Genomic DNA, 10,251 nt, shown 5'->3' on the forward strand with positions numbered 1-10,251 from the left:
TATTTTAGTCGGGTCACGCCACTACTTAAATCACCGCTTTTTGGCGTGGACAGTCAAACACAACCACAAAATTAGCGTCTGGGATGAGTTTACGTAAGCTTTGTAAATGACCGTCTGCATCGGAACGATTGCGAAATCTTGCAACTGTAACCCGTTGCATATCTGGAAATAACCGCGCAACAATCCAAGAATTTAGACGTTCTTTGTAAGCGTAGGTCTGAGTTTCTGAGACAAAATCTTTGTAATTAGTGTTTTGTGGCATGATTAATCTATCCATAAGGAGTTTAGTAAAGGGCGTTAGCGAGTCTCTTGGCGGGGATGCTAACGCCTCTTCAACAAAAATTGAATCCCGATCCCATATCGTTTGTCAATTGTCAATTATTAGCGCCAAGTTTTAGCGCCAAAAAATTTTAAAGCCCAAAAATATGGATTTAAGAGCATTAAGACAACGTACAGGCTTAAGAATTAGTGATGTAGCTATTGAATTGGATTGCGCTTTATCTTCAATTCGCAACTGGGAGAAAGGTAGAACAACACCCAAAATGGAAGTATGGCAAGTATTTCGTTTGCGGGATTTATATCAATGCACTGAAGAAGAATTAGTACAAGCAGCCAAAAAATCGACGTTGGCTGAAGATAGTTAATTTTGCTGGGATATTATGTGAAATTTGAAAGTTGCTTTTTTATAAACAAGCGATCGCATCATCTCACAATAGACATAAATGAGTCCTCTCTCTTGCGAAGGAAGACAAATAAATTTTCTATTCTTCTAAACTTTGATGAGAGATAAATACAGGCGATCGCTTAACTTTGAAAAAATCGTAAAAATACAAAAGGGAGAAAGAAAAAGAATATGATATTTTCAAACTTCCTTTTCTTTCTCAGCCTTAGCTTGTCTTCAAACCTTTGCTTTTATCAGAATGTAATTAACATTCTACTGAACTCACTCTTGCACTAAAATAAACTTTATTTTTAAAGTAGGTATCTATACCAAGATAGATATCAATAATCTACTTCCTAGGGGATGCGATCGCTAAAACAATCAAGATATTTAATGATGAGTTCGCTAATCAAATAACAGTGCTTAATATAGAGAAGTTGCCAATTATTTCTGCTAAAAAATTATAATTATGCCACAATATTTTGGAAAACTCCCGACTACTAACCAACCTTGGCAACAAGTTGGTAGGGTCGAATCAGTTCATCAGCAAGAAAATATTATTAATTTGATATGTGATAATTCACGCATCAGCCTTAGCATCCTGGCAGCAAATTTAATTCGAGTACGTTTTACACCCACGGGCGAATTTTTACCCCGTCGTAATTGGGCAGTAAATGTTGATGATGGAGAATGGGAACAAATACCTTTTGAAGTACAAGAAACCGAAACAACTTTAGAAATTACAACAGCAAAAATTCGCGTCTTGATTCAAAAGCAAAATTTTCATCTTAGCTGTTTTGATTTAGCAAATCGTCCTTTTGCCGAAGATGCAGAGATGGGAATTGGTTGGCGTTTAGGTGCAGTTGCAGGCTGGAAGCAAATTGCAGCCAATGAACATTTTGTTGGTTTTGGTGAACGTACAGGCTTTTTAGATAAACTCAGTCAAGTTAAAACCAATTGGACAACTGATGCTTTAGATTACGATGCACTCACTGATGAAATGTACCAAGCAATTCCATTTTTTATGGCTTTGCGTCCCAATCTTGGTTATGGCATTTTTTTCAATACTACCTTCTGGAGTCAATTTGATATCGGTGCAGCCCAACCGGGTGTGTGGAAAATGGAAACTCGCGGTGGTGAGTTGGACTATTACATTATCTATGGCCCTGAACCTGCCGAAATTCTTCATACTTATACTCAGTTAACAGGGAGAATGCCTTTACCGCCTAAATGGGCTTTAGGATATCACCAATGTCGTTGGAGTTATGAATCTGAAAATGTGGTGCGAGAATTAGCTCAGGAATTTCGCCAGCGTCGCATACCTTGTGATGTGATTCACTTGGATATCGACTATATGCGCGGTTATCGGGTGTTTACTTGGAGTCCCACACGCTTTCCCAACCCAGAAAAATTAATTGCTGATTTAGCAAAAGATGGCTTTAAAACAGTCACAATTATTGACCCTGGGGTTAAGTATGAACCAGAAGCAGATTATCCGGTTTTTGACCAAGGATTAGACCACGATTATTTTGTGCGAAAAGTTGATGGAAGTTTGTTTCACGGTTATGTTTGGCCGGAAAAAGCTGTATTTCCTGATTTTATGCGTGCTGATGTACGTCATTGGTGGGGGAATCTGCACAAAAGTCTGACAGATATTGGTGTGGCAGGAATTTGGAATGATATGAATGAACCTGCTATTGATAGTCGTCCTTTTGGGGATGGTGGGGAGAAGATTTGGTTTCCCTTGGATGCGCCGCAAGGAGAGGAAGGGGAAAATGCAACTCATACTGAAGTGCATAATTTGTATGGGTTGATGATGGCAAAAGCTTGTTTTGAGGGATTGCAACAACATCGTCAACAAGAGCGTTCTTTTGTATTAACTCGTTCTGGTTACGCTGGTGTGCAGCGTTGGTCTGCGGTGTGGATGGGCGATAACCATTCTTTGTGGGAACATTTGGAAATGTCCCTACCCATGCTGTGCAATATGGGACTTTCGGGTGTGGGGTTTGTGGGTTGTGATATTGGCGGATTTGCGGGAAACGCGACGGCGGAACTATTTGCGCGGTGGATGCAGGTGGGAATGCTGTACCCGTTGATGCGTGGTCATTCGGCTATGTCTACGGCGCGTCATGAACCTTGGGTATTTGGCGATCGCACTGAAAATATCTGTAGAGAATATATTAATCTGCGTTACCAGCTTTTGCCTTACATTTACAGTTTATTTTGGGAAGCTGCGACCACAGGCGCACCAATTTTAAGACCTTTACTTTACCATTTTCCCAACGATCCCCAAACCTACACTCTTTATGATCAAGTTCTGTTAGGTGATTCACTCATGGCTGCACCAATTTATCGCCCTGGGGTGGAACATCGAGTAGTGTATTTACCCGCAGGGACTTGGTATGACTGGTGGAGTGGCGAATCTTATCAAGGTGAAACTCATATTCTTGCCCATGCACCTTTAGAAAAAATGCCGCTTTATGTGCGTGGTGGAGGGGTGATTCCTATGCAGCCTGTGATGCAATATGTAGACGAATTTCCCTCTGATGAACTGCGCTTGCGGGTTTGGCCTGGTAATAGTGTATATAGTTTTTATGAAGACGATGGACAAACATTTGAGTATCGCCATCAAAATTTTTCTCTCAGAAAAATTACTGTACTTACAGATACTAATCAAACAATAGTCAACATCAGCACCAGCCAAGGCAACTGGATACCTCCACAGCGACAAATAATTGTGGAACTTGTAGGTGTAGGCCAGCAGCAATTTTTAGATGATGGTCAACAACGAAGCTTGTCATTTTATTAGCGAGAAATCTGAGATTAAATGTTGTAACAATTGTGGAGATAGGAAACAATAAAAGCTCCGTCAAAATTAATATTATGTCAGATTAATTAGTTATGATTCCCCAAATGATTGCACTTCACCCCCGTTCATGGCAAAGGGAGACGAAGCAAAGCTTTGTCTGGGTGAAGTCGAAAGCTTTTCGTAAGTAATCAAGCGGACATAATACAACTCTGAGTTTTATTATATATAGGTAAAAGATTGCTCATTTCTTGTCATATCAAAGACGCACAATACAAGATGTAAAGGCACGCAGCAGCGCAATTTCAGCAAGTTATTCTAGTTAAAGATGCGGTAAAAAATATCAATGTTAAACAGCAACCGCTTGCAAATGCAAAATGCACGGAATTCAACAGTAGTTAAGGTTGCAGCAGCGATCGCCACCTGCATCGGTAGTTTTGTACTGCTTGGGTGGATGTTCGACATTGGATTTCTCAAAATGGGGAACAACCCCAGGTTGTTTACCATGAAAGCGAACACAGCATTATGTTTTATCTTATTAGGTGTGTCGCTGTGGTTGCTACAAATCAACAAAAATCAAACAGCCAAGCGCAAACAGCAAGTTTATTTCTGGTTAGCGAGAGTATTTAGTTTCATCCCCATAATTATTGGCTTACTCACAATCATTCAATATTTATTTGGCTGGAATTTTGGTATTGATCAGCTGCTGTTTCGAGATACACAAAATTCTGTTCTGTCATTTTATCCCGGACGCATGGGAATCAACGCCGCCATTAACTTTTTCTGTTTGGGCTGTGCATTAGAAATTTTGATCTATCCAAGACACCATCGCCACTATTGGTATAGTCAAATTCTGACTCTCATGGCTGGCGTAATTTCTTTAGAAGCACTCATTGGTTACACCTACAATATCAAAATTCTCTACAGCTTGTTTCTGAATGGCACACCAATGGCGTTACACACAGTGTTAATATTTAGTGTGCTGTGTATAGGAAGTCTCTGGTCAAATACTGACCAAGGATTTATGCGTGTCATTACCAGTGAAAGTTATGGCGGTTTACTGGCACGTCGTTTATTAATAGGTGCGATCGCTGTACCTTTATTATTAGGCTGGTTAATTGTTCAAGGTCAACAAGCAGGACATTATAATCCAGCTTTTGCCATAGCAATTTTTGCCCTAATTTTGACTATTATTTTTACCTTGTTAATTTGGCAATGTGCGGTTGTAGTAGAAAAGCTGTGTTTCAAGAATGAACACACGCAAACAGCACTGAGAGTATATGAAGAAAAACTTAAAAGTTTCGTAGATGCAAACATCATTGGAATTGTGTTGGGTGATATTTATGGCAATATTCACCAAGCCAATGATGAATTTCTCAGAATGGTTGGTTATACTCGCGCAGATTTAGTTGCAGGTGAATTAAAACGAGACAAAATTACACTACCAGAGTATCTGGATTTAGATGCACAAGCGATCGCCGAAGCCCAAAGTAATGCTAATGGCGCTTGTACACCATACAAAAAAGCATATCTCCGCCAAGATGGTCATCGCATACCTGTGTTAGTTGGTTATGTTCTCGTGGGAGAAAAAAGGGAAGAATCTGTAGCCTTTATTCTGGACTTAACGGAACGTCAACAAGCACAAGAACAAATTCTCCAACTCAATCGAGATTTACAACGGCGAGTTGTTGAACTACAAACCTTATTAGATGTGATTCCTATAGGAATTGGTATTGCGGAAGATCCTGAATGCAGAAATATTCGCGTTAACCCTTGTTTAGCCAAGCAACTGGGTATCTCCACAGATGTGAATGCTTCTCTAACTGCGCCTACCGCAGAACGACCCAACACATTTAAAGTCTACAGCGAAGGCCGAGAATTATCGCCAGAAGAACTACCAATGCAGTATGCAGCCACGCATGGTGTAGAAGTTCTCGATTTGGAAGTGGATGTGGTTCATGAAAATGGCCGAGTCACCAACTTATTAGAATATGTTGCACCGTTGTTTGATGAAGAAGGCAACACCAGAGGTTGTATTGGGGCATTTTTAGATATTACTATTCGCAAGCAAGCCGAAGAATCACAGCAAAAGCAACGCAAATGGCTGGAAGATGTGTTAAATCTTATGCCTAGACCATTGCTGTTGATTGAACCTGGAACAGCAAAGGTGACATTTGCCAATCGCACAGCCAATGAGTTAGCAGGTGGTGAATTTCCCCAGGGCATACCAGCCGAAGAATATCACACAGCATATTATTATACAGATGCTACAGGCGATCGCATCCCCAATGAGCAAATGCCAGGGGTACGTGTTGCCCGTGGCGAACGTTTGAATGGTATGGAAGTAGATTGGCATACCAGCAAAGATACATACTCTTTATTAATTTTTGCGGATACGTTGCCAGCAATGCACGGTTATCCAGCTACCTGCATATTAGTATTCCAAGATATTACTAAACTTAAGCAAGCAGAAAAAGCATTATCACTAGGTAATCAAAGGTTGCAATTACTATTTAGTACCGCCAGTGCCTTATTATCTAGCCAGCAACCAATAGCACTAATTGACAATGTTTTCTCTCACTTGCAAGAACAAATTAGTTTAGATGTTTACTTCAACTTCTTGATTGAGGATAATTCGCAAATAATGCGTCTCGTTTCCTATGGAGGCGTGACAGCAGAAATCGCTAAAGAAATTGAGTTTTTAGAATTTGGACAAGCAGTCTGTGGTACAGTTGCCCAATATCGCCAATCAATTTATGTCGAAAACGTCCAGCAATCAACTGACCCTAAAACAGCATTAATTCGTTCTTTCGGTGTTAAGGCTTACTTCAGTTACCCCTTAATCGCCCAAGGCAAGTTGTTCGGTACTCTTTCTTTTGGTAGTTGCAGTCGTAATTTTTTCACCGAAAATCAAAGAAGTATGATGCAGGCGGTTTGTGATCAAATTGCGATCGCAATGGAACGTGCAAGTTTAATTACTTCCTTGCAGCAGCAAACCGAGCAGTTGCAGCAAGCCAACCGAATGAAAGATGAGTTTTTAGCTATACTTTCCCACGAATTGCGATCGCCCCTCAACGCAATTCTCGGCTGGGCGCAACTACTACGCAGTCGCAAACTCAACGAAACTCAAATTGGTAAGGCGCTAGAAACCATAGAACGGAATGCGAGGACGCAAACCCAAATGATTGAAGACTTACTCGATATCTCCAGGATGATTCGCGGTAAGTTACGGCTAAAAGTCGCTACCTGTAATTTAATCACTATTATTGAATCCACAATTGAAACTGTTACTTTAGCCGCCCAAGCCAAAGAAATCGAGTTGCAATTTGCATGGGCGAATCATGAGAAATCACAATTTTTAATTTCTGGTGATAGCGATCGCATACAACAAATTATCTGGAATTTGCTATCAAACGCCATTAAGTTTACACCCCAAGGTGGCAAAGTAGAAATTAGACTTGCCAGAATTGTTGGTCATATTTCCGAATCTATCAGTTACGCCCAAGTTCAAATTATAGATACAGGTATAGGAATTAACGGCGAATTTCTTCCTTACGTATTCGACCGCTTTCGTCAAGCCGACAGTTCCAGCACCAGGGCGCACGGTGGCTTAGGGTTAGGGTTAGCAATTGTACGTCACTTAGTAGAGTTACACGGTGGTACTATCACTGTCGATAGCCCCGGAGAAGGGCAAGGTACAACCTTTACAGTCAAATTACCCTTACTACTACCCAACAAAGAAACCATATCTGCACCAGTCAGCCTAAATACTGATGTTTTACCTGCGTCTCCCTCCCTAGCTGGTGTGCGCGTCTTGGTTGTAGATGACGAAGCCGACACCAGGGAGTACATATCCACAGTATTGCAACAATGTCAAGCCCAAGTACAAACCGTTGGCTCAGTCCCAGAAGCATTGCAAATGATTGCTCAGTGGCAACCCGATGTGTTAGTTAGTGATATTGGGATGCCCGGTGAAGATGGCTATTCATTAATTCGGCAATTGCGATCGCAACCTCCAGAACAAGGCGGTAAAATTCCCGCCGCCGCCCTTACAGCCTACGCCAGAACCGAAGACCGAATGCGTGCTATTCAAGAAGGTTTTCAACTACATCTACCTAAACCCATCGAACCAGCTGAATTAGCTACAGTAGTCGCCAGCTTAGTCGGTAGAAGTTGACCGAAGAAGCAGGGGAGCAAGCCTGCGAGCGTCATTGTGAATTGACAATATCGGCTTTGCCTAAATTTTAATTCTTTTCGCAACCTACTCCTGCGGAAATTACTGCTCAGAAATTGTACTTATATTTAGGACTAATCATTACCAAAGATTAATGTCCGGTTTACGGTTTTTTTATCTCTCCTTATTAAACCGGATTTATATTTCATTCGCTAACTTTTCTTTTATTTCTGTATTGCCTACAGAAATCATTTTGTTTTGCCTAAATAAGTAACTACAAATGAAAAAGTCTAAATTTGCCAAACTGATTCTACCTATTGCCTTACCAGCAGTATTTTTTGCTATCTTTAATAGCTCGCAAAAGCCACTTACTGCTCAAAACTCCAGTGTTCATTTAACAATGGGAAACCCAAGTGGTGCGACAAATAGTGGTACCACAAGCAATAACTTATTATTAGTTAAACCCCAGTATGTAACTTCACATAACTGTGCCAAAGGAATCCCAAATTGGGTAAGTTGGCAATTAAACTCATCATGGTTAGGTAGTGCGCCACGCCAAGATGATTTTCGTGCAAATACTACCTTACCTTCTGGATGCTATCGAGTTACTAATAGTAGTTACACAGGTAGCGGCTTTGATAGAGGACACATGGCTCCTTCCGCCGATAGAACTAATACAATTACTAATAATTCTGCTACCTTCTTAATGACAAATATCATTCCTCAAGCTCCTGATAATAATCAGGGTGTCTGGGCAAATCTCGAAGATTATTCTAGAAGTTTAGTTACTCAAGGTAAAGAACTTTATATTATTGCTGGTGGTTACGGCACTGGTGGAATAGGATCAAGCGGTAGTCGCACTACTATTGATAGTGGTCGAGTCACGGTTCCCGCCAGAACTTGGAAGGTTATTGTAGTTTTAGATAGGCCAGGTTTAGGAGTTAATGGCGTAACTAATGCTACTAGGGTAATTGCTGTTGATATACCCAATGAACAGGGCGTGAGAAATGCAAATTGGAGAAATTATAGAGTGAGTGTTGATACTTTGGAATCAAGAACTGGGTACGATTTCCTTTCTCAAGTTTCCACCTCTATTCAAAGTACGATTGAGGCTAGAGTCGATAATTTATAAAGATAGTTATTTGCATTCACACTCAGTTGTTTTAGTGTGTATTATTTGCAGCAGTTTGTATATTAGTGGAGTAGAGACGTTACATGTAACGTCTCTACATAATGATTTTGGTTGTTACCATTGGCGAAGTTTGTTCAACCCTACAACTTATGCTGAAATTATGTTTCAATAACTTTTGTAGAAATTCCCGCTAAATCACCAGCAGGAGTTTTACCAATAATATAAACATCAATATCTATCGTCCCTAAACGATAAACTTTGATATCTGTGAGATTATTTTTGAGTGTTTGGACTAAAGATTGAAATTTCTGTACATCTTGTCTTTGAATGTCATCGTGCCATTCTTTTTCTTCAGCTAAGTTACGAAAAAAATAATCTAGTTCTACTATTTCTATAGGCGTTTCTACGGGATGATTTGTTAGCTGAAGCAGTTTTTGATTAGTTAAACTTTCTTGACCTTCTCCAGACCAAAAAACAACTGCAAATGGAAATTCCGATTCACTCATCATCAGCAGACTATGAGAAGTTTGCTGGAGACTTTGTATAACATTATTAGTCATATAATTGAGCCAGGAATAATAAACTAAAGCCTTAGAAATTACAACATATCTAGAATAATTTTCTCAAATTTTAACACTATTCTAAGAACTGGTGCGATCGCTCAATTTTTATGTCAGCATATTGAGTTTTCTGGCAACAGTCTCTACAAAATAGGTAAGAATTATACTTTGATGAGCAATGAGGTTTTGAATATGTCACCTTGGACTAGTCTGATTACTGTTTTAACACTACTGCTGTACTCAGTCATCACAATTAATGTTGGTCGAGCTAGAGCAAAATATAAAGTTATGCCTCCCCAAATGACAGGCGATCTCAACTTTGAAAGAGTGCTAAGGGTTCAGCAAAATACTCTAGAACAAACTATTTTATTTCTCCCTGGCTTATGGTTGTTTTCTGTTTACATAAATCCATTATGGGGAGCAGTAATTGGTGCTATTTGGCTCATAGGTCGCATTGTCTACGCTTGGGGATACTATCAAGCCGCAGAAAAACGAATGATTGGTTTTGCCATTACTACTATGAGTGGAACAGTGCTACTTTTAGGTTCGCTAATTGGCATTATTCTCGCTTTAGTGAAGTGATAAACTAAGTAGATTATTGTAAATAATTGTATTTAGGGAAAAGCAGGAGATAGGAGGCAGAAGGAAATAGGATTTTAGCTTAATTAGCCTTTCTTAATATAGTTTGGTTTTTCCCACCGACTTACTTAGTGTAGAGCCTTAATCTTTAAACTATAAGTAGGGTGAGCATTTTCAGTAAAAATCTCGATAAACATAAAACATATTTAGTGAATGCTCACCTCAAATATACTTAATTTTTGTAAAAATCAAACATCAAAACTGGATAAAACTGATATAACCACTTGTCTGAAAATTGACTATAAATTTATCAAAAATCTTGATAACGACCGATATAAA

The 10,251-nt window shown here is 39.7% G+C and carries 7 protein-coding genes; 5 read left to right on the plus strand and 2 right to left on the minus strand.

Translation table 11 applies throughout. From position 1 onward, the window contains the following. Nucleotides 1-25: 25 nt before the first annotated feature. The gene (locus H6G75_RS10385; protein WP_190979864.1) at nt 26-262 is read right to left on the minus strand and encodes a hypothetical protein; all 237 of its coding nucleotides are present in this window, start codon (nt 260-262) and stop codon (nt 26-28) included. Between the two features lie 163 nt (nt 263-425). On the opposite strand from H6G75_RS10385, the gene H6G75_RS10390 reads away from it, so the two are divergent. From H6G75_RS10390 to H6G75_RS10405, 4 genes are all read left to right on the plus strand, one after another. Then, complete coding sequence (locus H6G75_RS10390) at nt 426-644, plus strand: helix-turn-helix transcriptional regulator (protein WP_190979865.1); 219 nt, start codon at nt 426-428, stop codon at nt 642-644. A gap of 486 nt (nt 645-1,130) precedes the next feature. Then, a complete protein-coding gene (locus tag H6G75_RS10395; protein WP_190979866.1) occupies nt 1,131-3,470 on the plus strand; it encodes a glycoside hydrolase family 31 protein in 2,340 nt (779 codons plus the stop codon). A 343-nt stretch (nt 3,471-3,813) separates the two neighbouring features. Further along, complete coding sequence (locus tag H6G75_RS10400) at nt 3,814-7,644, plus strand: ATP-binding protein (protein WP_190979867.1); 3,831 nt, start codon at nt 3,814-3,816, stop codon at nt 7,642-7,644. A gap of 277 nt (nt 7,645-7,921) precedes the next feature. Further along, the gene (locus H6G75_RS10405) at nt 7,922-8,773 is read left to right on the plus strand and encodes a DNA/RNA non-specific endonuclease (RefSeq protein WP_190979868.1); all 852 of its coding nucleotides are present in this window, start codon (nt 7,922-7,924) and stop codon (nt 8,771-8,773) included. A gap of 158 nt (nt 8,774-8,931) precedes the next feature. On the opposite strand, the gene H6G75_RS10410 is transcribed toward H6G75_RS10405, so the two are convergent. After that, nucleotides 8,932-9,333: a nuclease A inhibitor family protein gene (locus H6G75_RS10410; protein WP_190979869.1), complete on the minus strand. Its 402-nt coding sequence runs from the start codon at nt 9,331-9,333 to the stop codon at nt 8,932-8,934. Nucleotides 9,334-9,525: 192 nt separating this feature from the next. Between H6G75_RS10410 and H6G75_RS10415 the strand changes: the two genes are divergently transcribed. After that, nucleotides 9,526-9,915: an MAPEG family protein gene (locus H6G75_RS10415; RefSeq protein WP_190979870.1), complete on the plus strand. Its 390-nt coding sequence runs from the start codon at nt 9,526-9,528 to the stop codon at nt 9,913-9,915. The last annotated feature ends 336 nt before the right edge of the window (nt 9,916-10,251 follow it).

Source organism: Nostoc sp. FACHB-280 (assembly GCF_014697615.1).
GTDB lineage: Bacteria > Cyanobacteriota > Cyanobacteriia > Cyanobacteriales > Nostocaceae > Nostoc_B.